The sequence below is a fragment of the uncultured Winogradskyella sp. genome (assembly GCF_947498345.1).
Classification (GTDB): Bacteria; Bacteroidota; Bacteroidia; order Flavobacteriales; family Flavobacteriaceae; genus Winogradskyella.
This window is the reverse complement of record NZ_CANMJY010000003.1, coordinates 96,818-121,064: the sequence shown is the minus strand read 5'-3', so window position 1 is coordinate 121,064 and position 24,247 is coordinate 96,818. Positions and strand designations below refer to the sequence as shown.

The following is a 24,247-nucleotide window of genomic DNA, read 5'->3' as shown; positions in this document are numbered from 1 at the left end:
ATTTGTATGCAAAGTATATGAAGAAGTTAAAATTCGTTGGTAAAATTATGTTTTTAGTCAATTCGTTGGCAGCATTTTTACTACTCATTTCTTATATATTGCCTTATGTCCCGCCAAAAAGTTTTGCAACCTTATCAGTTTTAAGTTTAGGTGTGCCTTTATTATTGTTGCTAAACATTTTATTTTTTGTGTATTGGTTACTTCAGGTAAAGAAGCAGATGTTATTATCCTTAATTATTTTGGTTCTGGGTTGGGGTTATTTAAACGCATTATATAAGTTTTCATCTTCAAAAAGCGTAGAGGATACAAACAATGTTTCTATACTATCTTTTAATGTAAGATTATTTAATATGTATTCTTGGCTGCCAAGTAAAACAGTAAAAGCAGATATTAAAGCGTTTATAGAAAAGGAACAGCCCGAAATCATTTGTTTACAAGAGTATAGAACAAAAAACCCACTTACTTTAAAAGGTTATCATAATTTTAATGCAACAGTTAACTATGAAGCTAAGCGTGGTCAGGTCATATTTTCTAAGTTTCCTATTGTAAATTCTGGATCATTAGAGTTTAAAAATACGTTCAATAATGGCGTTTTTGTTGATATTGTTAAACACAAAGACACCATAAGGATCTATAATTTACATTTACAGTCCTCAGGTATTCAAACCGATGTAGATGTTCTTAAAAAAGAATCTTCTGAAGCATTGTTTAAGCAAGTTGGTACTACATTTAAGGCACAACAAGAGCAAGTTGAATTATTTCTAGCTCATAAAGCCAAGTGTCCTTATAAAGCTATCGTAACGGGAGACTTTAATAACACAGCATATTCCTATATCTACAAAGAAATTAAAGGTGATGATTTAGTAGATACTTTTGAAGAGGCTGGTAATGGCTTTGGCAGAACCTTTGATTTTAAATATTTTCCGCTTAGAATAGATTTTATCTTAGCCGATCAAAGTTTCTCTGTCAATGGTTTTAAAACCTATAACGAATTAAAACTTTCCGATCACTATCCAATAAAAGCAACACTTAAGTTAGATTAAAAAACAATCTGCATAATCTGAAATAATATGCGCTATTAGTCCTAGCGCAAAAATTCTGGTTGACTTTGGGATTAGTAGTATAGCATAAATAGCAATAGCATAGTAAGAGTGCAGCGGATGAAAATTGATACTACAACGATTTGGATCAAAAATAGGATGGGCTAAAAGGTGATCCAGATCGATAATAAATGCTGAGAGCATTATTAGATAAGTCTTAAGCCAGGTTTTTTTAAAAAAGATGAATGCTATAATTAATGGCAACCCCATATGCAATCCATAATGCACTAAAAATTTAAGCATTAGGTCTTAGCATTTGTTGTTTTAAGTAACATTCGGAATTTGGTCCTTCATTAAACAGTAAATCTAAGATACTGAGGTTAGATATAAATCCATGCTTTTCACTAAATACCTGAACATAAGGTTTAAAAGGCTCTATAACTTGATTTCGTTTAGTTAATAATCTAAAGTCAGTTATGTTATTAGGTGATTTTTCATAAGTAATGGTTTGTTGTGTAGTAATTTCTATTTGTAGGCAATCAAGAAGTATATCAAAACATTTTAAATTAAAATCGAGGATGTAATCAAATCGCTTTTCAAACAATGGCATTAGATCGTCAATATAGAACTCAAAAAAAGGGGACATGCTGTATGCAGACTGTAATGATTTTAAATGCTGTAATTGCCAATGATCTTCATTAGCAATCTTTACATCTCTGTAGAGTTGTCTGTTCTTTTGCGTATAACTCACGGGAATAGTTAAAGCGAGTTTACCATTAGCGCCATATATTTCGGTACGATTTCTAAACGATTGTTTTTGGTAATTGTCACAGACTTCAAAACAAACCGAATCCGCATAAAGCATAGCAACCATATGTGCTATGTTGGGAAAATATGTTGGGTAAATAAGACAACTCATTATGTCTTTATTTTAAGAATACTAAGCTTTAGCTTTCTTTTTCTTTCTCCATTTATTGAAGAAGGTTAGACCAAAAACTACAACTAAAAAGGGGATAAGATAAGAAGTACGCTTACCACTACCACTTACAGTGGTGAAAATACGATCCCAACGGAAACTCCAGTTTTTAATGCCATCGTTAATGCCATCAATACTCATCCATATAAATACAGGTTTGCCAAAAATATGATTGTAGGGTACAAATCCCCAATATCTACTGTCAATAGAATTGTGACGGTTATCTCCCATCATCCAATAATAGTCTTGCTTAAAGGTATAAGAGGTTGCAGGTTGGTCATTAATAAAAACCTGATTGCCTCTGGTTACGACTTTGTTCCCTTCATATTCGCCAATAACACGTTTGTAAAGCGAGATGTTTTCAGTGTTTATTTGCACTGTAGCTCCAGCTTTTGGTATCCATAGTTTCCCGTATTGATCTACATTCCAACTATAATTAGTATCTCTTGGGAAGATATTACCATTTTCACCTTTCTTTTTTGTTATGCGCTCTACACTTGCAACATTGGGTTGCACTTTGAGTTTGTTTACAGCTTCATTAGATACAGCAGCTAGGTAAAATGTACCATCATTTGGGTTAAAGCTAAAGCCATCATCGATATCAGCTTTATCTAGCATATTATAAAACATGAGTTCTTCACCAGAAGTACTGATAGGCTTTTTCAATGTTAATCGGTAAGAAAATTGTAAGTGGGATCTAGGAGGTAACTTGTTTTGTTTACCATTAATAAACACATAACCATTTCTAATTTCTAAAGTATCTCCCGGAAGTCCAACACAACGCTTTACTAAATTTGTTTTCTTGTCAATAGGTTTGTAATAATTACGGTCTGGAGTGAAATTATTCATATCCAACAAGGTATCTGCTGGTTGGTTAAAAACCACAATATCGTTACGCTCTATATCTTCAAAACCAGGTAATCTAAAATAGGGTAGTTGTAGTTTGTTTATCCAGGATGTGTTTTTTTCTTCAAAGTTATCGTTATAGAGGTAAGATTTGTTTTTTAGTACAGGAATAGTATCATGTACCATAGGTGCAGCAACGGTAGTCATTGGGCCTCTGGCTCCATAGTGTATTTTACTTACAATAAGGAAGTCACCAACTAATAAGGATTTCTCTAGTGATGAAGACGGAATTACAAAAGGTTGAAAGAAATAGGTGTGAACAATAGTGGCAGCGACAATAGCAAATAGAATAGAAGTGATCCACTCGCCAGCTGAGGTTTTTGGTGTTAGCTTTCGGTCTTCAATATAATTGACATTTGCTACATAGTTGAGATAATAGAGATAAAAACCTAAAGTAATAATACATAAAAGTGCATCTAGTTTAGTACCCTTGCCATAAGCTCTTGCGGTTTCTACCCAAGCCGCAGGAATCATAATAAGATTCACTATTGGTAAAAACAGTAATATTACCCACCACCATGGACGAGAAATAATTTTCATTAGTACTACGGCATTGTAAACAGGTACAAAGGCTTCCCAAGCTTGTCTGCCAGCTTTTACGTAGAGTTTCCATGTGCCAACTCCATGAATAACCTGTAAAATCATTAGAAATATAAACCATTGTGTCCAAGTCATATCGTTAAGTTTTTCTATGTAGGTTGAAAATTATTCTAATTTGTTTCAAAATTTGGGCAAGTTAACCAATGTTTAACACATCGCGCATAGTGAATACGCCTTTTTTATTCATGATCCATTCTGCCGCTATAATGGCTCCCAAAGCAAAACCTTGTCTGTTGTGCGCTGTATGCTTAATATTTATAGAGTCGACTTCAGAATTATAAGTGATCTCGTGAGTTCCAGGAACTTCGGGTATTCGCTTAGCTTCAATATGAATTTCATCTTTATCCGCTTTATCTAAAGTCCAGTTTTTGTAATCAGAATTGGAGATAATTTGCTTAGCTAGAGTAATGGCAGTACCACTGGGAGCGTCTAATTTTTTTGTATGATGAATTTCTTCTATTTTAGTGCTATAGCCGTCAACATTAGCCATGAGTTGACTTAATTTCTTATTGATTTCAAAAAAAATATTGACTCCTAAGCTAAAATTTGAAGCATATAAAAAGGTGCCATTTTTAGAATTACAATAGGAAACAATATTCTCATAGTGCTCTAACCAGCCTGTGGTTCCTGAAATTATAGGAATTTCTGCATCTAAAGCCTTTTTAATATTTATAACAGCAGTAGAAGGTAGGCTAAAATCTATAGCAACATCAGTATTAGAAAAATCGAAAGTAGTGGTATTGCTAGTCGCCTTTATAGTAATGGTGTGATTTCTTTTAAGTGCAATAGACTCAATACTTTTTCCCATTCTACCATAACCGAGTAAAGCTATTCTCATCTTAAAACTTAAAGTTTAGAGTAAGACCTAAATCCGAAGAATTTTCCATTTGATTATACTGGTAATGTGGACTTAAACTTAAATTTTCATCGACATTAAATTGCAATAAATGGGCATCAACGTTTGCGTCAATAATATTTAAGGCATATAAACCTATCGTTACCAATAAGGATATTTCTTTATTCCGTCTAAACTGCTGCTGTGCTCGTATTAAACCGTCATTAGAGATTAGAGGATTACCATCGGCATCAGAAAACTCATCGTCAGTAAAACCAGCCAGACGTCTTTTATACGCATCTCTATAGCGATCAAACTGTTTGTCGTTTCTAACGTAGAAATAAATTCCTGTACCTATCGCTCCCCATACAATTGGTATTTTCCAATATTTTTTATTGTATGCCTGACCAGCACCTGGTAAAATTGCCGAAAGAAATGCGGCTTTAGATGGTCGTAGTGGATCAATAGGTTTTCGTTCTATGTTTTGCTCCTCAATAACGACCAACTCTTTATCTAAACCAATACTAGTGGTATCATTTTTCTTCTCTTGAGCAAATGATAAAACTACTGAAAACAGAAACAGTATGAGAAAGTATTGACGCTTATTTAGCACGTTGCACTAATTTTTTAATTCTATTAAAATCCTCTTCTGAATGAAATGGAATGGTGATTTTTCCGCTTCCGTTTTTTGATACTTTTACATCAATCTTATGTCCAAAATATTCTGAAAATTCTTTAACACCTTTTTTGATGTATTTGGGTACTTCTGTTGATGTGCTTTGAGAAGCGGAATCGGTTTCAGTATTTAAGCTTTTTACTAACTGTTCTGTAGCTCGAACAGAAAGCTTTTGACTTATCACTTTTTCGTAAATTTCTAATTGGTCAATCTGACTTTCAATATTTACCATAGCTCTACCATGACCCATTGAAATAAAACCATCGCGCATACCAGTTTGAATAATTGGATCTAATTTCAATAACCGTAAGTAGTTAGCAATTGTAGAGCGTTTTTTACCAACACGTTCACTCATTTGTTCTTGTGTTAATTGAATTTCATCAATTAAACGTTGGTAGGACAGCGCAATCTCTATTGGGTCTAAATCCTGACGTTGAATATTCTCTACCAAAGCCATCTCTAATGACTCCTGATCATTAGCAATACGGATATATGCAGGAATCGTTTCTAAACCAACTAATTTTGAAGCTCTAAAACGACGTTCTCCAGAAACGAGCTGATACTTGTTAAAAGCTAGTTTTCTAACTGTTATAGGTTGAATAACACCAAGCTCGCGTATAGATGATGCTAATTCCCTTAAGGATTCTTCATTGAAGTTTGTTCTTGGTTGAAATGGATTAACTTCAATGCTCTCAATATCGAGTTCTACAATGTTACCCACTACCTTATCTGCATTTTTATCTTCTGCAGATTTTATATCATTTTCAGGGTCTTTCAACAGTGCTGAAAGCCCTCTTCCTAAAGCTTGTTTTTTAGTTGCCTTCGCCATTAAAATTCATTTTTCTTTATAAGCTCTTTTGCTAGGCTTAAATAATTAGCTGCTCCTTTGCTACTTACATCATAATTAATGATGCTTTCACCGTAACTTGGCGCTTCACCTAATCGTACATTACGCTGAATAATCGTTTCAAATACCATATCACTGAAGTGCTTCTGAACTTCTTCAACCACTTGGTTAGATAGGCGTAAACGCGAATCGAACATGGTAAGGAGCATACCTTCAATATCTAACGCTTCATTATGTATCTTTTGTACACTTTTAATAGTATTTAACAGTTTGCCTAAGCCTTCGAGAGCAAAATACTCGCATTGAATAGGAATAATCACTGAATCTGAGGCTGTTAAAGCATTCAATGTTAATAATCCTAATGAAGGAGCACAATCGATTAAAATATAATCATATTCAGATTTTAATTCTGTAATAGCCTTTTTAAGCATATACTCGCGTTCATCTTTATCGACTAATTCTATTTCAATAGCCACAAGATCTATATGCGCAGGAATTACATCTACATTTGGTGCATTTGATGCAACAATAGCTTCTTTTGCCAATTTTGTATGCTCTAAAACCTGATACGAACCGACTTCAACAGCATCTACATTAATACCCAAGCCAGAACTCGCATTGGCTTGTGGGTCAGCATCTATAAGTAGGACTTTCTTCTCTAATGCGCCTAGAGAAGCTGCTAAATTTACTGAGGTTGTCGTTTTACCAACACCTCCTTTTTGATTAGCAATTGCAATGATTTTACCCATTAAATGATTTGGTTTATTAAGGGTTTAAAAATACGATTTATTATGGGTTTTGAAAATGGAAGTTGTTAACATAGCGTAAACAAAACAAGTCGTCTAAAGTTTTATATTCAGACGACTTGTTCTTTGAGATATTTCTTATTTAAGTTTATTCTTTTTCTGGCATTAAGACTGCTTTGATGTAACCGTTAGTTAAGTACTTCTTAGCTACATTGTGAATATCTTTGGTTGTTAATGCATTGATATTAGCTTCATAATTAACTACGCCGTTTAAATCACTTTTATTATAATCTGCATCTTTAATGGTCGATAACCAAAAACGATTTTGCTCTAAATCTTCTTTTCTTGAGAGCAATAAGGCCTTTTTTACTTTATCTAGATCAACTTCTGTTGGGCCATTTTTAATAATAGTTTCAACTTCTGCAAGAGATGCAGCAATTAGTTTTTCTGCATTTTCTGGTGCACAAGGGAATGAAATACTAAAGCTATAGCGGCTATAAGGTAATTTACTTATAGAGCCTCTTGCTCCTGCACCATAAACTCCACCTTCTTCTTCTCGTAACTTTTCGATGAGTTTAATGCTTAAAATCTCTCCCAGAGCATTCATTGCTCGTGCTTCGTCTTTGTTATATTCAGTTTCTCCAGAATATGTAAGTCTCACTTGACTTTTAGGTTCGGTACCCTTATAGTATGTAAACTCATGCGATCCAGATTTTGGTCTAAAATCGTGGACTTTATACATCTCTTTTTCTCCATTACCTGATAGAGAAGCAATATAAGTCTCAGCGTAGTTTTTAATTTTGTCTTCATCTACGTTACCTACAAAGTAGAAATGGAAGTCTCCGGCATTAGCAAAACGTTCTTTATATTTCTCGTAAGCCAAATCGTAATTAGCATTATCTAAAGCTTCTTCATCTGGGAAACCTGTATATCTTGGATTGCCTTCGTTTAAAAATTCTCCTAAAGCAATAGAAAATGAAATGTTAGGATTAGATAATATGTTACCTAGAAATGCTTTTTGTTTATTAATGAAAGAAGAAAATGCTTCAGGATCTTTATCTAATTTTGTAAAATATAAATGAATCATCTGAAACATCATTTCCATATCCTTTGGTGATGCAGAGCCTCTAAAGCCTTCAGAATTACCGCTAATAAATGGTCTTACTCTTACGATTTTACCAGAAGTCATTTTGGTCATTTCATTCTTATCAATACCATCAATACCAGCTTCAAATAAACCTCTGTTAGCGCTTGAGGTCTCTTTTAATTCTTCAGCAGTGTATAATGATGTTCCGCCGTAACTAAATGCTTCAAATAAAACTTCATCATTTTTAAAATCTGTTTTTTTGTAAGTGACTTTGGCTCCATTACTTAACGTCAATGTAGTTGTTTCGTTAACCTTCCCTTCGTTGTTCACTTCTTTTTTGGCAATACTACCTTTTGCAGGTTTAACAGGCATCAATTCTTCTCTAACGGCTTCATCCTCATAATCTTTAACATCTGCTTTCTTGACCGTTTCTAACAAGTCGATAACTTCTTGTTCGGTTACTTTGGTGAGACCTTCTTTTTTAGGACCTGTTAGGATAACTAGTCTATTATCGTCGTGCAAAAAGTCTGAAATTAAACCATTAACATCTTCTAACTTAATTTTTGGCAACTCTTTCTGAGCGAAAGCGTAACTCCATTCAATTCCAGGGATAGGGCTTTCTTGTAAAAAGTGCTGAACGTAACGGCCAACAATTCTATTAGATTCACGCTTGTCTTTATCTTTAAATTGGCGCTCTAATCTTGCTAAATAATCTTTTTTAGCACGCTCTAATTCTGAGGCTTTAAAACCAAAACGTTTTACACGCTCATTTTCTTCTAGTAATACTCTAAGCGCTTCTAACTGACCAGTTTCATTAGTTTGAGCAAAGGACTGATAGGCGTCTTGATTGCCAATAGTACCTCCATGGTATGAAAATCCATAAATAAATGGTGGGTTAGGTTTATTACTGTATTCTCTTAATCGGTTATTGATCATTTGCGAAAAAAGACCTTCTACCATGTTATCCTGATAATCTGCTACAGTTTTTGTCTTTTTTGGCTTGTCTTTGTCTTTATAAAAAATCTGAACTTGGCTACCTGTGGCTTCTTCATCCCATTCTACGGCAACAAAAGTACCTTCGTGACTTTCTGAATAATATTCTTCTCTAGGTTTTGGGTTTTTAGGGTTTTTTAAACCACTAAAGTTGTCTTTTATTTTCTTTTCTAAAGTTTCAACATCTAAGTCGCCCACAGCGATGACTGCCATAAGATTTGGCCTGTACCAATCTCTCTGAAAGTTTCGTATACTTTCATATTTAAAGTTTTCAAGGTTTTCTTTTGTTCCAATAGGTAAACGATCAGCATACTTAGATTTGTATGCAATTTTATCTAAGTATCGTGATCGCATTCTTGTAGCTGCACCTAAACGCGTTCTATACTCTTCAATAACTACACCGCGTTCATCATCAATATCTTCATCTGTTAGTAGTGCATTACCTGCCCAATCTTGAAGAATCTGAAAACCTTTATCTAATTTTTCTGGATCATCACTAGGAATCGGAAGAATGTAAACTGTTTGGTCAAAGCCTGTATATGCATTGAGGTCAGCGCCAAACTCTACTCCAATGCTTTGTAGGTAATCTACCAGTTCATTTTTTTTAAAGTTTTTGGTGCCATTAAAATTCATATGCTCCATAAAGTGTGCTAAGCCTCTTTGATCTTCAGTCTCTACAATAGAACCTGCTTTAAGCGCTAAACGCAATTCTACTTTATCTTCTGGTTTTCCATTATTTTGAATGTAATAGGTGAGTCCGTTAGATAGTTTACCAATTTTTACTTCTGATGTTATTGGCAGAGCATCAGAAGGTACAGCACCTGTAGTCTGTTTTTCTAAAGTTGTGGTTTGCGCATTGGCAGTAAAAGTGACTAGTAAACAGCACACAAAAAGTGTTTTAAACACTCGAGAAAGTTTTGTTGTCATTGATTGATGGTTTTATCGATTAAAAATTTATAAGAAAATTCCTCCAATTTACGGATTATAAATTGTAGTAAAAAGGAATAACATTATTTTAACTAAATTTTTAGTTGAACTTAACTTTATTTAATTTAAAAAGGTGAAATACGCTATAAAAAAGCCCTACTAAGCCACCTAGGTAACTAAAATTATGAATGCTTCCAGCTATGACAAAAGCTTTTGGGTCATCTAAATTTGAAATAAAGTTTGAATTCATTCCTAAATCATTGATAAATAACTTTCCAACTAAAAAACCTATAATACCTGCTAAAACAGCAAATACAAGTACTAAAAATACTTGTTTTAGAATTATCTTTAATTTCTTATTAAAGTTGAATATAAATATTGTTAGTATACCAATTATTAAACCTATGATAGCACCAAACCACCATGTTGCTAAAACACCTACAAATGCAGATTTCTTAAATCCATTATTGCCAAATGCTCCGTTCCATAAACCAAATTGATTAAATTTTAATTTTGTGAAATATTCTTCAGAAATAGAGTAAGTAATCTGATTATGAATAGCGCCATATGCACTAGCAATTACTACAGATAATACTACTACACCAAATAATACAAAGACTTTATTTATCATTGAATTTTATAAGTGAAATGATATCAATCTATTAAGATTTCTAAAATCTGAATAGCTGCATCACTGATCTTAGTGCCAGGCCCAAAAACGGCAACGGCACCAGCATCAAATAAGTATTGGTAGTCTTGTTTTGGAATAACTCCGCCAACAATAACCATAATATCATCTCTGCCATAGGCTTTTAATTGCTCAATGACTTGTGGGACTAAAGTTTTATGGCCAGCTGCAAGTGAGGATACACCTAAAATATGTACATCATTTTCTACAGCTTGTTTTGCCGCTTCTTTTGGTGTTTGAAATAATGGACCTATATCTACATCAAAACCAACATCAGCATAACCAGTAGCAACAACTTTTGCACCTCTGTCATGACCATCTTGTCCCATTTTGGCAATCATTATACGTGGGCGTCTACCATCTTGTTCCGCAAATTGATCTGCTAAGTCTCTTGCTTTCTGAAAGCTTTTATCGTCTTTTATTTCTTTGCTGTACACTCCGCTAAATGATTTTATTTGCGCTTTATAGCGACCAAATTCGACTTCTAATGCATCGCTGATTTCACCTAAGGTTGCACGTTTACGTGCTGCATCTACTGCTAAAGCTAATAAATTATTTTCACCTGTCTTAGCAGCTTCTGTCAATTTTAATAGTGCTGAGGTAACATCTTCATTATTACGAGTAGACTTTATTTTGTTTAAGCGCTCTATCTGTTGATGTCTTACGGTTTGGTTGTCTACCTCTAAAATATGTAGTGGGTCTTCTTCTTTGAGTTGATATTTATTAACTCCAACGATGATATCTTGTCCAGAATCGATTCGTGCTTGTTTACGTGCAGCAGCTTCTTCAATTCTTAATTTAGGGATACCAGCTTCAATGGCTTTAGTCATACCTCCAAGTTCTTCAACTTCTTCAATAAGTTGCCATGCTTTTTGAGCGATATCATTTGTTAAATTTTCTACATAATAACTGCCAGCCCATGGATCAACCGTTTTAGTAATATGGGTTTCTTGTTGCAGATAGATTTGCGTATTACGAGCTATACGCGCTGAAAAATCTGTAGGTAAGGCAATAGCTTCATCTAGGGCATTGGTATGTAAACTTTGTGTGCCACCAAAAGCAGCGGCAGCAGCTTCAATACAGGTTCTGGCAACATTGTTAAATGGGTCTTGTTCGGTTAAACTCCAACCAGAGGTTTGGCAGTGGGTTCTTAAAGCTAAAGATTTAGGGTTTTTTGGATTGAATTGTTTCACCAATTTAGCCCATAACATGCGAGCTGCACGCATTTTAGCTATTTCCATAAAGTGATTCATGCCAATTGCCCAGAAAAAAGATAGGCGAGGGGCAAAGGTGTCGATATCCATACCAGCTTCAAGCCCTTTTCTAATATATTCTAGTCCATCGGCAAGTGTGTATGCTAATTCAATATCACATGTGGCTCCTGCTTCTTGCATATGATAACCAGAAATACTGATACTATTGAATCGCGGCATGTGTTTACTTGTGTATTCAAAAATATCTGAAATAATTTTCATAGATGGAGTAGGTGGGTAAATGTAGGTATTACGCACCATAAACTCTTTTAAAATATCATTTTGAATTGTGCCAGCTAATTGTTCGGGCTTTACTCCTTGCTCTTCAGCAGCTACAATATAAAATGCCATAATTGGAAGTACTGCCCCATTCATAGTCATTGACACAGACATTTTATCTAATGGAATTTGATCAAAAAGGATTTTCATATCCTCAATTGAATCAATAGCAACTCCAGCTTTACCTACATCACCGACAACACGCTCATGATCCGAGTCATAACCTCTGTGTGTTGCTAAATCGAATGCAACAGATAGGCCTTTTTGACCAGCGGCTAAATTACGTCTGTAAAAGGCGTTACTTTCTTCGGCTGTAGAGAAGCCAGCGTACTGTCTAATGGTCCAAGGCCTTCGTACATACATGGTTGAGTATGGGCCACGAAGGTTTGGTGCAATGCCAGCAACAAAATCTAAATGTTCAAGGTCTGAAGCATCATCTTTTGAATAGGTGGATTTCACAGTAATATCTTCAGCAGTTTGAAAATGACTATTACCTTTTGGTTTTTGCTTTTTAGGTTTTTGCGTTATAGTAATATGTTGAACATTTTTTCGACTCATAATTTCATTTTTTCTAAAAACGGATCAAAATTGACTTCAAAGGGTGCCATAAGGTTTATTAATACTGTTTTCTGTTTTGAAGAAATAAAGTAAGCATGCTGAAAAGCTTGTTGGTTTAGTTTTTGATTCTCAATCTTAAATATGGCTTTAAAGACTTGGGTTCTGCCATTATCATTATGTTTAGCTGTAATTTTGGTATAACCTAAATCTGTTTTATTTGATAATTCTTCCTGATTTTGTCTAATAATACCTAATAAATATTTGGCATCTTGACGAGAGATAGGTGTGTGTGGAAGAACATTGATAGTGTAAGTTGCACTGATAGAATGGTCAAAAAAGATGTAATGGTTCCCTTCCATTTCTCTGATGTTTCTAAATCTTGCGCGTTCAATTTCTAATTCTTTATTATCCGTAATCAAAGAATCTATTAATGAAATATATTCAACTGATGTATATTGCTTAAAACTGCTTGGAAGAAATAATTTTATACCATCATCTCCCAGGTAATGTGTATTGCCTTCGATATTATTTATATCTTCAGATTGTGTCCAATTAGAAATCTCTTTTACCACTTCTATACATGACGCGAAAAGAATGCAGATAATGCATAAAAAAGTTACTATAGATTTTCTCAATACCATACTTTATTCATTGTTTAATCTATTGATTTCCAATTTTTCAGATAATCTTTTTTCAATAATTGGTTCAATTATTGTTTTGCGCTTTTCTTTTTTGACAAATGGATTAATTTCTAACTCATTTTTCATTTTATCAGCAGGATTTGGATGTCTGTTTGTGCCTAAAAGTACTAATATTCCAGCATCGAAATCAGCTTGTTCTTTAGCTGCACTTTCTTTTATTTTTCGTTGAATTGTGCCTTCTTTTAACTGGTTTAAAAAACCACCATTTGCTTCGATATCTTTAAAAAGATTTAAAGCTTTTTCTGCTAATTGTTGTGTTAAATTTTCAATGTAATAGGCTCCATCTGCTGGGTTATTTACCTTGTCAAAATAACTTTCCTTTTTAAGAACCAATAATTGATTTCGAGATATGCGATCTCCAAATTCATTGGGTTTATGGTAAAGATTGTCGTAAGGTAAATTTGAAACTACATTTGCTCCTCCTAAAACAGCGCTCATGCATTCTGTGGTGGTACGCAGCATATTCACGTTATAATCGTAAATCGTCTTATTACGCTTACTTGGGGTAGCTACAATTATACAATCTCCGTTGAGGTCAAATTCTGGAGCTAAAGTTTTCCATAGTAAACGTAATGCTCTTAATTTTGAGATTTCAAAGAAATAATTGCTTCCTACTGAGACATGAAACACAGTTATAAGATCCTCTTTGTCTTCAGTGTTTAAGAAGTTCTCTAAATGGTTTAAATACTCATTAGTATGTGCTAATGCATAGGCTAATTGTTGTACAATGTTAGCACCTGCATTTTGATACGTTTGTAAATTGATATGTAATTGTCCAGAGCTTTTTACAATCTTTTCCCAGTGTTGGTGGTCTTCTTTTAGATTGGTGTACCAATTTCCTGAAGCTACTAAATGATGTATAATATCAATTTCTAATAATAATTTTGAGCCAAGAGTATGTTTAACTTCATTTTGACTTACAAAGTCAGCTGATAAAAACATCATTTTAAGGCTAACATCAATTTTTGCAAAGTTAATATCTTGCATTAGGAATTTCATTTGTATGTCCTTAGAATGAATAACAAACGTAATGTGTTCAGCGCCTCGCTCAATAGCATCAATAGCTTTTTTATTGGCTTTTTCAACATCAGTTACGTCAATGATTTGACATATCTTCCATAATTTACCTTCACTTGCAGAAATTTTGGGTGATGCATCAAATTCATCAGAATGATAAAATGGTCGTACATCTATGCCCTCATTAGTTTTCCAGATTAAGGTATCGTTATAATCTGCACCTTTTAAGTCGACTTGTATTTTTTGTTTCCAGGCTTTTGCAGATACCCTTTCAAATTCGCTAAATAAAGATTTACTCATCTTGTTTTTGTTTGGCTATGCTATCTTCGTATTCAATTATAAAAATATCTTCGTTGGACTTTTTCATATTGTAAGTTTCGCGCGCTGTACGCTCAACGCCTTCTTCTGTACTTAATTCCTTAATGGCTTTGTTGTCTTTTGTCATTTCATTTTTGTAATGCTCTTTTTGATATTCTAATTCTTCGATGTCAGAATTTAACTCGTGATGAAATATTAGGGAATGCGCATCAAAAAACAACATCCAAATGGCAAATACAATAAATACGATAAGGTATATATTCTTGAAAGGTTTAAGGTATTTGTTGTCAAAAATTCCCATTATAAACGTTCGTTGATTATAGTTTTAACGATGTCTACAGCAACTGTGTTGTATTTATTGTTTGGAATAATGATATCGGCATATTCTTTCATGGGTTCTATGAACTGATGATGCATAGGTTTTAAAGTGTTCTGATATCTTGTAAGTACTTCATCAATATCTCTTCCGCGTTCAGAAATATCACGTTTTAGTCGACGAATTAATCGCTCATCTGAGTCGGCATGAACAAATATTTTGATATCAAAGAGTTCCCTGATTTCTGGATTTGTAAGAATTAAAATACCTTCTACAATCATAACCTTTCTTGGTTTTGTAGAAATGGTATCTCCTGTTCTATTATGTTTTACAAAGGAATAAATAGGTTGGTCTATGGAGTTTCCTTTTTTAAGCTCTTTGAGGTGCTGCTCTAACAATTCAAAGTCTATAGAGCGCGGATGGTCAAAATTGATTTTTACTCGCTCTTCGTAGCTAAGGTGAGAGGTGTCTTTATAGTAAGAATCTTGGGAAATTACGCCAACTTCGCCTTCTGGTAATTCGTTTAGAATGGTATTGACTACCGTTGTTTTACCACATCCTGTTCCACCAGCAATTCCTATAATGAGCATATTTTAATTTTGATTTAGTTGCGTCTCACAAATTTAATTATTTAAGCACATTGCTAACCTATAATTCTGAAACTTTTTCTGAGGTTACAAAGTTATCTATCTTATTCCCCCAACTGTTGTTGATGTAATTCATTACATCTGCAACTTCCTCATTAGAAAGCCCAAGAGGTGTCATAACACTATTGTAAGTTATATCATTGACGATTATTTCTCCAGACATTCCGTTTTTAATTCCTAAAATACTTTCATTTTGATTTTCTCTTAAATAGTCAGAATCTGCCAATGGTGGAAAGGCTTTTGTCACACCTTTGCCATTGTTCATATGGCATGTGATGCACATATCATCATAAACTAATTTGCCACGTTCCATACTTTTTTTTAATTCTGGAGAGAACTGGGTTAATGATGTTTTTTCTGGATAGTCAACGCTATTAGTTGTTTTTTCTTTTGAATTGCATGATACTATTATTACTAACAGTAATATATATTTAGATGCTTTTATCATTTTTTTATGAGTTTTACAATTCCTAAATTCTCAATACCAACATAAATATAACCATCAGGGCCTTGTTCGACACATCTTACTCTTCCCAATCCATTTAACAAACGCTCTTCCTTTATCACCTTATTACCTTCTAAAGTGCACATATCTAGATATTGAAATTTTAGTGATCCTACCAAAAGGTTACCATTCCAATTATCGTATTTATCACTATTAATAAATGCCATTCCACTTGGTGCAATGGAAGGTGTCCAATAATGAATAGGTTGTTCCATGCCTTCTTTTTCTGTAATTTCTGTAAACTTTGTTCCGCTGTAGTTTACGCCATAGCTTATAACTGGCCAGCCATAATTTTTGCCAGCTTCGATAATATTAATTTCATCCCCACCTTTTGGTCCGTGCTCATGCGTCCAAATGTTTCCTGTTTTAGGATGAAGCGCCATGCCTTGAGGGTTGCGATGACCATATGAGTAAATCGCTTTTTTTACGTTCGATCTATTTGAGAAAGGATTATCATCTGGTATAGACCCATCAGTATTGAGACGATATACTTTGCCACAATCTCTAGTGAGGTCTTGTGGGTTTGTATCTCTATCTCCGCGATCACCAATGGTAAAAAACAGATAACCATCTTTATCGAAAACTATTCGTGATCCAAAATGTTGACCTCTTCTGGAATTTGGTTCAGCTTTATATAGTACTTCAACATTTATTAGGGTATTATCTTTTAATTTGGCCCTTGCGATAGTGGTGTTTCCTCCAGACCCTTCACCTTTTGAAGATGCATATGAAAAATAAATCCAGCCATTATCTTTGTAATTTGGATGGAGTGTTATGTCCATCAATCCACCCTGACCTCTAACGTATATTTCGGGTAATCCAGAAATTTGAATCTTCTTGTCGTTTTTAAAATGAATAAGTTGACCCGCTTTTTCATTTATTAACATTGAACCATCTGGAAGGAATGTAAAAGCCCACGGAATATCTAAATTCGGTACTGCAATTTCATAACCATTTTTGGTATTGATTGGGTTTTTGTCTTGAGCACAAGTCAATATACTTATAAGGATTAGCCCGAGAATAGGAAGTTTTAATTTCATGATTAAAAAGGATAATGAACCAATTTTTAAAGTTAAAAAAATGTTGTTGGATTGTAAAGAAAAACTCTATATTTGCAATCCTAAAATGATAACCATTTCGGGGTGTAGCGTAGCCCGGTTATCGCGCCGCGTTTGGGACGCGGAGGTCGCAGGTTCGAATCCTGCCACCCCGACAAAAAAGCTCAGTTTTTACTGAGCTTTTTTTATTCCACCCTCACATAGTTCTCAGAGTAGATTCTATTGCCATCTTCATCAAGTTCTATTTGTTGAAATTTATTGGTTGACAAGGATAATTCAAATGTAAATTCTTTATTTTCTGCAATGACTTCATCCATTACGGTTGAGCCAAAATCTAAGATTTCAGTAAGCTTATTACCATTATAGTTATATGTACCATAGCCAAACCACTCTGAAGAGTCTGCGGGTCTATGCTTACACCACATCACTTTGGTGTCTGTATACATTTTGAGTTGTCTAAATTCGGGATTCATTTTAAAAGAATCCACAATAACATTATCCTTATAATTATAAAATCCAGTAAGTTCCCAGGTCCCTTTTAGATTGTTATTAAGTTCTTCTAGCGTTGTGTTTACTTCTGGAGTGTCAACATTACTTTTTGGTTTGTCTTTACACGAAAACGTAAGTGACAATATTATGCTTAAGATTAAGGTTTTAGATTTCATAACAGGTTAGATTTTGCCATTAAACACCTAAAAATTAAGAAATTAAATTGAGAAAATGAAGTAATTAAGAATCTTTATGATACGATAACAAGTGTTGATAACTTCTGTGTAAGGATTTAACCAAAAAACCTACTTTTGTTATGTAATAAAATGCAAGATATGTCAGATACAATTGAAAACGTAAAATGTTTAATAATAGGTTCGGGACCTGCAGGTTATACTGCTGCTATATATGCTTCCAGAGCTAACATGGCTCCTGTGCTTTACCAAGGGGAGCAACCTGGTGGTCAATTAACAACAACTAATGATGTTGAAAATTTCCCTGGATACCCAGATGGTATTACTGGTCCGGAAATGATGATTCAGCTGCAAAAGCAAGCCGAACGTTTTGGTACAGATGTGCGCCATGGTTGGATTACTAAGGTAGATTTCTCTGGTGATATACATAAAGTTTGGGTTAATGGTGAAACCGAGATACATGCATCTACAATAATCATCTCTACAGGAGCATCTGCAAAATATTTGGGATTACCATCTGAGCAAAAATACTTGAAGCTCGGAGGTGGTGTTTCTGCATGTGCAGTTTGTGATGGGTTCTTTTACAGAAATCAAGAAGTTGTTATTGTAGGAGCTGGAGATTCAGCTTGTGAAGAAGCACATTATTTATCTAAACTTTGTAAGAAGGTTACTATGTTGGTAAGACGTGATGAGTTTAGAGCATCTAAGATTATGGCTAATCGTGTTAAAAATACCGAGAACATAGAAATTTTATATAATACTGAGACCGAAGAAGTTTTAGGTGATGGTCAAGTAGTTACTGGAGTTAGAGTGTTTAACAACCTAACTAATGAGAAACATGAGATTCTTGCTACAGGATTTTTTGTTGCTATTGGTCACAAACCAAATACAGATATATTTAGGGATTATTTAGATTTAGACGAAACAGGTTATATTATTAACGCTGAGCCAGGTACTAGTAAAACTAATGTTGAAGGTGTATTTGTAAGTGGTGATGCTGCAGATCATGTTTATAGACAAGCTATTACTGCAGCAGGAACAGGTTGTATGGCAGCCTTAGATGCCGAACGTTATTTGGCAGCTAAAGATGCTGATTTTGAAGTAGCAACATCTACTTATAATTAATTAGGATATAAAAGAATAAAAAAGCCGAAGTGAGAAACTTCGGCTTTTTTAGTTATTGATTTTTAGACCTTGATTAGCGCTTCTTTTTCTGTAGTTTTGCAGTATCTTCAAACTTAGTGATGGTAATTGCCGGATTTCCATATAAATAAATTTCACTATCACCAGAAGCTGCTATTGTAATACTTTCAGTTGAGGCAATTGTTAGATCACTATTATCTTCTAAAATGGCATCTACAGATTTAACATCAAACCTAGGACTGTTAAAATTAGTTGAGTTGTCTAATCGAATTATGGCATTATTTGCTTGACCTTCAATTACGGCATCAGAGCGTAAGTACAAGTCAAAGTCTGCAACTGTACTATTTATTAAAGCGTCTAGTTTACTATTATCACTAAGCTCAACTTTAGTAGAATCTGCAGTTAAATTTAATCGTGTTTTTGATTTCCCCGAGCTTTTATACAAAAAATTCTTTGCTCTAATATTTAAATACGCTCTTGAGTTACCTGAGGTGGTTAAAGTAGCATCACCAAGCTCCATTGAAGTTAGTGACCTAATTTCTCCATCGCCTTTGGTTTCAATATGCTTTAAGGCATCACCATAATTTACCGTAATATTTAGTTTCTTTTTTGAAGTGATACGCATAGTCTCTACAAATGTGAGAACGCCATCAACGACATCAAACTGTATAACTTCATGTAGGTTATCATCGGCTTCAACATTTACAGAAGGTTTACTATTGTAGACAATTTCAATAGAAAAATCTCCATCGACAACTATCGATTCAAAATCATCAATATACGTTTGCTTAATGGTTACATTTCTATCACCCTTTATTTTCTCTTGTGCTATTATAGTTGGTACTACAACCATAAATACCATTAGAATAAGTAATAATTTTTTCATGTATTTTGTTTATTTCGCTATTAATAAGACACAAATCAATGATAATGTCACTTTTAAAGCTATTAAACAAAGATATACAAAAACCGTCCCAAACTCCATAAAGAATTTAAAACGGTTTATAATTGATTGGTTATAAGTTGTTTATGTGCTATAAATAAACATGTTTATAATAAGTCAGTATGTGTTTAATTTCCTCTAACGCTACCTGAAGAACTATCGGATTTATCTATTTTTTCTGGACTTCCAGAATATCTAATGTCTGCGCCACTTGTAGCTCTAGCTATTAGTTCTTTAGATGTGTTAACGGAAATATCTGCACCACTCGTCGCTTTTACTTTAGAGGTTTCGGCTTTTAAATTTGATGCTTCGATATCGCTACCACTTGTTGCCTCTGCAATTAACATAGTGGTAGTTCCGCTAAGTCTTATATCGCTTCCGCTTGTAGAGTGAACATTTAATGTTTCGGTTTTTACATCTAATTTCATATCTGCACCACTAGTAGTATTTAGCTCTAAGTCATCAACTTCTATAGTATTTGTTGAAAATACGTCACTACCGCTTGTCGCTTTAATAGCTGAAATATTAGAAATACTAAGGTTAATTTTTCTTGAAGCTGCTCTTCTAATGTTTTCTGTAGTATAGATACGTAATACTCCGTCTTCTACTTCGGTCATTATAAGCTCGTGTAGGTTTTCATCGGCTTCAATATTAAGTGCAACATCATTACTTTGCGTAATGTAAAGATCTAAACCTTGACTCACTTTGATGGACTCAAAGTCGTTTGAAATAGTTCTGTCTTGGGTTACTACATTTCTATTACCATCTATTCCTGTTCCAAGTGGAAAATTGCAGGAAAGCATAAGGATACTTATAATACTTGTTACTATTACTCTTACTAATGTACTCATGATTTTTAACGTTTTAATCTGAAACCTATCTTTACTGTGCTCAGTATAACCGTTTCAGGATGATTTATTTTTGATTGATATTTAATGTTTTATTTTTTTTACTTCTTCAGCAATGTTACCGTTTTCTCTAACAACCATTTTAATTATTTCTCCTTTGATATTCTTTGCAAATTCAAAAGTTAATGGTGCTTTAGGATGCGCAAATATATTTTCTGATATGGGATTTAGTAGAACTACCATTTCACCTGCATGAAGTTGCAAAGTATTATTCTTTACAGAAATTGTTGCTTTACCAGTTTTTGTCATGTATTTCCCTGAATAAGTTTCTAAAATATCTTCGGATACAGAATACTTAACAGTATCATTATTAATCTCCTTTGCTACATGATTATAACTTATAACACGTTTAAGCTTCCATTTATCATTTTCAATAATCCATAAATGCGAAAACAAAGCATAGTTGTTAGTCTTATCATAGGTCATGTTTTTATCTGGTGAAAAAAAATGCTTACCGTTTTGTAATGCTCCGTATAATTTTCCATTATTGTACATCGGAAATACTTCTAAACTTTCTTCAACAAGAAACCTATAAATTTTTTCAGGATTGTTTTCTCTACAAATCCCATTCCTCATTGTTTTTACAAATTCCTCTTTAGAATTTGTGATACCACCTTTATCGTGGTAGAATTCTAAATCATTAGACATTAATGCCGCACTTTTTTCAACTTCACATTTGTTAAATCCAATTTTAAAAAGAATACTATCTTTAGCTTTAAGCGTATTGAAAAGTTCGGATTTTTTGTCTATTTGTGCTGATGCAATACCAGAAGCCATAAGGAATCCGATACTGCATAGCAAAAATAATTTGATTGATTGATTCATTTTTTGATTGATAAATACACTACAAATGTCTGTAGGTTTTTGATTGATATAAATTTAATTTTACTGAACTGTCATTTTTTAGGCTTCAATTGTCGTTGACTTCTAAATCTACACCATCCTCGTCTATTTTGAGGCTAACCTCTGGCTTTTCTTCATTAGACGACAATTTTTCTACTGAGGTTTCAAAATTATCTTCATTTTCATTTAATTTCTCTTCACAATCCAGACATTCAGTATCATCTTCAATTATTCTTAGGTAATGTTCTTCCATGCCATTATCTAAAATATCATTGAAATAGCTTGAGTTTCTATGAAAACTATATGTATTATCATCTGCATAAAGAACTGTGCCTTCTGGTAAATAAAGCATCACTAAGATTTCTTGATCACTAAACTTATTTTCAATATCTGTTGTTAAATAAGGATCTAACAAAAGTTTACCATTGCTTAACTTATAATTGTAATTGATATTCTGCGCTCTCGATTTTGCTGCATTATAGCTACTGCCTCGTGCTTGTTTTTCTAATACAATCGATGCCAGTGAATCTTTGGTAGACCTAACCACAAGTCTTATATCAGTAGACTTAATAATACGACCATTTTCATCTTCTATTAATTTATAATAGTTGTTTCGTCTGTAATAGTAGTCGTTGTAAGTATCACTAGACATGCTTAGCTTTAAGGTGTCATTTTCTTTGATGTTTAATTGTTCTTTTATAGTAGTTTTGGCATCAAAAGCATGTTCGGTTGCTTGCTTAACTCCTATAATCACCAACCCAATAATTGCCATTAGCCATAGGCCTAATAAGGTGAATTTTGCTACATTACCTATAGATTTTAAGTTATTTACCAGAATTTTTAATCCCAGATAGAATACAAAAAAGAAAGGTATTCCTATGGCAAAGAATAATAACATAGACATTAGCCATTTAGGTATGTCTGCGGCATTTGCTGCGTCTATGAAATCCATTCCAGGAAAATAAACAACATCAGTAACTCCAACAGTAAAGAATGCTACAATTAAACTTAGTAGAGTACTAATACCAACTATAATTAATATAATTCCAATGAACTTAGCGATAACTTTAAGGAAAAACATCATAATGTTTCCAATAGAATCGAAAAACGTTTGTGAGCTCGATTTTATACGATTACCTTGTTTTTGAAAATCAACACTTTTTACGGTTTCTGAGATGTTATCTGAAACATTGTCAAAGCCTTCTTTTAGCTTGTCTCCGTGTTTTTTAAAATCAACATTTTTTACAGTTTCTGATACTGAATCAATGCCGTCTTTAATTTTTTTTTCAATGCTACTGATGTTAACAGGATCACCTGTCATAGTCAGTTTTTCAGCTGTAGTTCTGGCTTCTGGTACCAGAGCCCAAAAGATAAGATATATAAATACAAATGTACCACCAGATCCGATTGCCAATAATAACCAAATGAGTCGCATCCAAATGGATTCTATACCGAAGTAATGACTTAGTCCTGCTGCTACACCACCTATATATGAATTATCTGTATCTCTATATAGTTTTTTTGTAGGTCTAGAATCGTAAGATTTTTTAGTTCGTGGCTCATCTTCAAAGATTTCATCATCAACCAGGTAGTCTTCTGGTTGTCCCATTATGGTGATGACTTCATCAACTAATTTAATACCTACAACTTGTTTTTCATTTTGTATACGCTCAGAGAATAACTCTGCGATACGCGCTTCTATGTCTGCTATAATTTCTGAACGACCTTGAGAGTCTGTAAATGAACGTTTTATAGCCTCAAGATAGCGTGATAATTTAAGATATGCATCTTCGTCTATATGGAAGAATATACCTGCTAAATTTATATTGACTGTTTTATTCATTTTTTTGTTGTTTTTGTACTTGTTACTAGGTTAACTGCATTTTGTAATTCACTCCAAGTAGTGTTTAACTCTTTAAGAAACAGTTTACCTGTTTCGGTAAGACCATAATATTTTCTTGGTGGCCCGGATGTGGATTCTTCCCAACGATAATTGAGTAACCCAGCATTCTTTAATCTTGTTAATAGTGGATATATGGTTCCTTCTACAACAAGCATTTTTGCGTCTTTTAGTGTGCCCAGAATTTCTGCAACATAGGCATCTTCATCTTTTAAGATGGATAAGATGCAATATTCCAGCACTCCTTTACGCATTTGTGCTTTTGTGTTTTCTATCTTCATATTATTAGTGTCTTAAATTCGATTAAACTGTTCATTTTTTGATTGATTATTGATGAATACTTTGATTTATTTTAAGAAATTAATGGTTAATGGATATTTGTATATATTTCCATCTCTAGCAGATAAACTTGCTCTTACGATAAGCGCTAATTCTACTATAAAAGCTATAATAGCCAGAGCCCCAAGTCCGCCACCTATATAGAGTAAAGGAGAAGGCTCTCCTACATTTATATGAAAATTATTAAAGCCATGAAAGTTTATAACATCCATACCATCAAATAATTTAAAAATAAAAAATGGAACACTAATGGTGCCTATAATAATTGCATAGAGTAAAACACTAATTTGAAAATTTATAGCCTGTTTACCATGTTGATCTACAAATTCTGATTTATCCTTGTTAGCTGCCCATAATACTATTGGACCAATAAAGTTGCCAAACGGAATTATAAATCTTGAAAACGTCGAAAGATGTATAAATGTCGCTAAATTTTTATGATGATTGTCTACCATTTTTAAAAGTATATAATAGTTGCTTATACAAATATATGTCTTTTGGAAGGTATTATGTTA

General features: G+C 33.6%; 25 protein-coding genes and 1 tRNA gene. 3 read left to right on the top strand and 23 right to left on the bottom strand.

Translation table 11 applies throughout. The features are described from left to right. Positions 1-17 precede the first annotated feature (17 nt). On the top strand, positions 18-1,043 hold the full coding sequence (locus Q0912_RS05415) for an endonuclease/exonuclease/phosphatase family protein (protein WP_299112799.1): 1,026 nt from the start codon (positions 18-20) through the stop codon (positions 1,041-1,043). Here the strand turns inward: Q0912_RS05415 and Q0912_RS05410 are convergent. From Q0912_RS05410 to Q0912_RS05335, 16 genes are all read right to left on the bottom strand, one after another. Next, a complete protein-coding gene (locus Q0912_RS05410) occupies positions 1,035-1,343 on the bottom strand; it encodes a DUF6122 family protein (RefSeq protein WP_299112797.1) in 309 nt (102 codons plus the stop codon). The two genes, Q0912_RS05415 and Q0912_RS05410, sit on opposite strands and share 9 nt — an antisense overlap. Further along, complete coding sequence (locus Q0912_RS05405; RefSeq protein ID WP_299112794.1) at positions 1,336-1,959, bottom strand: WbqC family protein; 624 nt, start codon at positions 1,957-1,959, stop codon at positions 1,336-1,338. Before Q0912_RS05405 ends, Q0912_RS05410 begins: the two co-directional genes overlap by 8 nt. A gap of 21 nt (positions 1,960-1,980) precedes the next feature. Further along, positions 1,981-3,597 (bottom strand): signal peptidase I, encoded by a 1,617-nt coding sequence (lepB, locus tag Q0912_RS05400; RefSeq protein WP_299112792.1) that lies wholly within the window; start codon positions 3,595-3,597, stop codon positions 1,981-1,983. Between the two features lie 61 nt (positions 3,598-3,658). Next, positions 3,659-4,360, bottom strand: a complete 702-nt coding sequence (gene dapB / locus Q0912_RS05395; RefSeq protein WP_299112790.1) for a 4-hydroxy-tetrahydrodipicolinate reductase — start codon at positions 4,358-4,360, stop codon at positions 3,659-3,661. A gap of 1 nt (position 4,361) precedes the next feature. Further along, positions 4,362-4,970: a DUF5683 domain-containing protein gene (locus Q0912_RS05390; protein ID WP_299112788.1), complete on the bottom strand. Its 609-nt coding sequence runs from the start codon at positions 4,968-4,970 to the stop codon at positions 4,362-4,364. After that, positions 4,960-5,862, bottom strand: coding sequence for a ParB/RepB/Spo0J family partition protein (locus Q0912_RS05385; RefSeq protein WP_299112786.1), 903 nt, complete (start codon positions 5,860-5,862; stop codon positions 4,960-4,962). Before Q0912_RS05385 ends, Q0912_RS05390 begins: the two co-directional genes overlap by 11 nt. Next, entirely contained in the window at positions 5,862-6,629 is a 768-nt protein-coding gene (locus Q0912_RS05380; protein WP_299112784.1) for an AAA family ATPase, read from the bottom strand. The genes Q0912_RS05385 and Q0912_RS05380 overlap by 1 nt, the downstream gene beginning before the upstream one ends. A 145-nt stretch (positions 6,630-6,774) precedes the next feature. Further along, positions 6,775-9,633, bottom strand: a complete 2,859-nt coding sequence (locus Q0912_RS05375; protein ID WP_299112782.1) for an insulinase family protein — start codon at positions 9,631-9,633, stop codon at positions 6,775-6,777. 100 nt (positions 9,634-9,733) lie between these two features. After that, positions 9,734-10,264: a hypothetical protein gene (locus Q0912_RS05370; RefSeq protein WP_299112780.1), complete on the bottom strand. Its 531-nt coding sequence runs from the start codon at positions 10,262-10,264 to the stop codon at positions 9,734-9,736. 23 nt (positions 10,265-10,287) lie between these two features. Next, positions 10,288-12,411 carry a methylmalonyl-CoA mutase gene (gene scpA / locus Q0912_RS05365; protein WP_299112778.1) on the bottom strand — a complete coding sequence of 708 codons (2,124 nt, stop codon included), beginning with the start codon at positions 12,409-12,411 and terminating at the stop codon, positions 10,288-10,290. After that, positions 12,408-13,052: a hypothetical protein gene (locus tag Q0912_RS05360; protein ID WP_299112776.1), complete on the bottom strand. Its 645-nt coding sequence runs from the start codon at positions 13,050-13,052 to the stop codon at positions 12,408-12,410. Before Q0912_RS05360 ends, scpA begins: the two co-directional genes overlap by 4 nt. A 3-nt stretch (positions 13,053-13,055) precedes the next feature. Further along, positions 13,056-14,429, bottom strand: a complete 1,374-nt coding sequence (locus Q0912_RS05355; protein ID WP_299112774.1) for a methylmalonyl-CoA mutase subunit beta — start codon at positions 14,427-14,429, stop codon at positions 13,056-13,058. Next, positions 14,422-14,748 (bottom strand): septum formation initiator family protein, encoded by a 327-nt coding sequence (locus Q0912_RS05350; protein WP_299112772.1) that lies wholly within the window; start codon positions 14,746-14,748, stop codon positions 14,422-14,424. Before Q0912_RS05350 ends, Q0912_RS05355 begins: the two co-directional genes overlap by 8 nt. After that, positions 14,748-15,353: a uridine kinase gene (gene udk, locus Q0912_RS05345; protein ID WP_299112770.1), complete on the bottom strand. Its 606-nt coding sequence runs from the start codon at positions 15,351-15,353 to the stop codon at positions 14,748-14,750. Before udk ends, Q0912_RS05350 begins: the two co-directional genes overlap by 1 nt. Positions 15,354-15,411: 58 nt before the next feature. Continuing rightward, positions 15,412-15,858 (bottom strand): cytochrome c, encoded by a 447-nt coding sequence (locus Q0912_RS05340; protein ID WP_299112768.1) that lies wholly within the window; start codon positions 15,856-15,858, stop codon positions 15,412-15,414. Beyond that, entirely contained in the window at positions 15,855-16,955 is a 1,101-nt protein-coding gene (locus Q0912_RS05335) for a PQQ-dependent sugar dehydrogenase (protein ID WP_299112767.1), read from the bottom strand. The genes Q0912_RS05340 and Q0912_RS05335 overlap by 4 nt, the downstream gene beginning before the upstream one ends. Before the next feature lie 98 nt (positions 16,956-17,053). Between Q0912_RS05335 and Q0912_RS05330 the strand changes: the two genes are divergently transcribed. Beyond that, a tRNA-Pro gene (locus Q0912_RS05330) sits at positions 17,054-17,128 on the top strand. A gap of 30 nt (positions 17,129-17,158) precedes the next feature. On the opposite strand, the gene Q0912_RS05325 is transcribed toward Q0912_RS05330, so the two are convergent. Then, positions 17,159-17,638, bottom strand: a complete 480-nt coding sequence (locus tag Q0912_RS05325) for a hypothetical protein (protein ID WP_299112765.1) — start codon at positions 17,636-17,638, stop codon at positions 17,159-17,161. Positions 17,639-17,797: 159 nt separating this feature from the next. Between Q0912_RS05325 and trxB the strand changes: the two genes are divergently transcribed. Beyond that, positions 17,798-18,781: a thioredoxin-disulfide reductase gene (trxB, locus tag Q0912_RS05320; RefSeq protein WP_299112763.1), complete on the top strand. Its 984-nt coding sequence runs from the start codon at positions 17,798-17,800 to the stop codon at positions 18,779-18,781. Between the two features lie 73 nt (positions 18,782-18,854). Here the strand turns inward: trxB and Q0912_RS05315 are convergent, their stop codons facing one another. From Q0912_RS05315 to Q0912_RS05290, 6 genes are all read right to left on the bottom strand, one after another. Continuing rightward, positions 18,855-19,685, bottom strand: coding sequence for a DUF2807 domain-containing protein (locus Q0912_RS05315; protein WP_299112761.1), 831 nt, complete (start codon positions 19,683-19,685; stop codon positions 18,855-18,857). A 185-nt stretch (positions 19,686-19,870) separates the two neighbouring features. Further along, entirely contained in the window at positions 19,871-20,593 is a 723-nt protein-coding gene (locus Q0912_RS05310; protein ID WP_299112759.1) for a head GIN domain-containing protein, read from the bottom strand. Positions 20,594-20,674: 81 nt separating this feature from the next. Continuing rightward, on the bottom strand, positions 20,675-21,475 hold the full coding sequence (locus Q0912_RS05305; RefSeq protein WP_299112757.1) for a DUF4440 domain-containing protein: 801 nt from the start codon (positions 21,473-21,475) through the stop codon (positions 20,675-20,677). 85 nt (positions 21,476-21,560) lie between these two features. After that, positions 21,561-23,336 (bottom strand): PspC domain-containing protein, encoded by a 1,776-nt coding sequence (locus tag Q0912_RS05300; RefSeq protein WP_299112755.1) that lies wholly within the window; start codon positions 23,334-23,336, stop codon positions 21,561-21,563. Further along, positions 23,333-23,674 carry a PadR family transcriptional regulator gene (locus Q0912_RS05295; protein WP_073081563.1) on the bottom strand — a complete coding sequence of 114 codons (342 nt, stop codon included), beginning with the start codon at positions 23,672-23,674 and terminating at the stop codon, positions 23,333-23,335. Before Q0912_RS05295 ends, Q0912_RS05300 begins: the two co-directional genes overlap by 4 nt. A gap of 66 nt (positions 23,675-23,740) precedes the next feature. Beyond that, positions 23,741-24,187, bottom strand: a complete 447-nt coding sequence (locus Q0912_RS05290; RefSeq protein WP_299112752.1) for a DUF4870 domain-containing protein — start codon at positions 24,185-24,187, stop codon at positions 23,741-23,743. Positions 24,188-24,247: the final 60 nt, after the last annotated feature.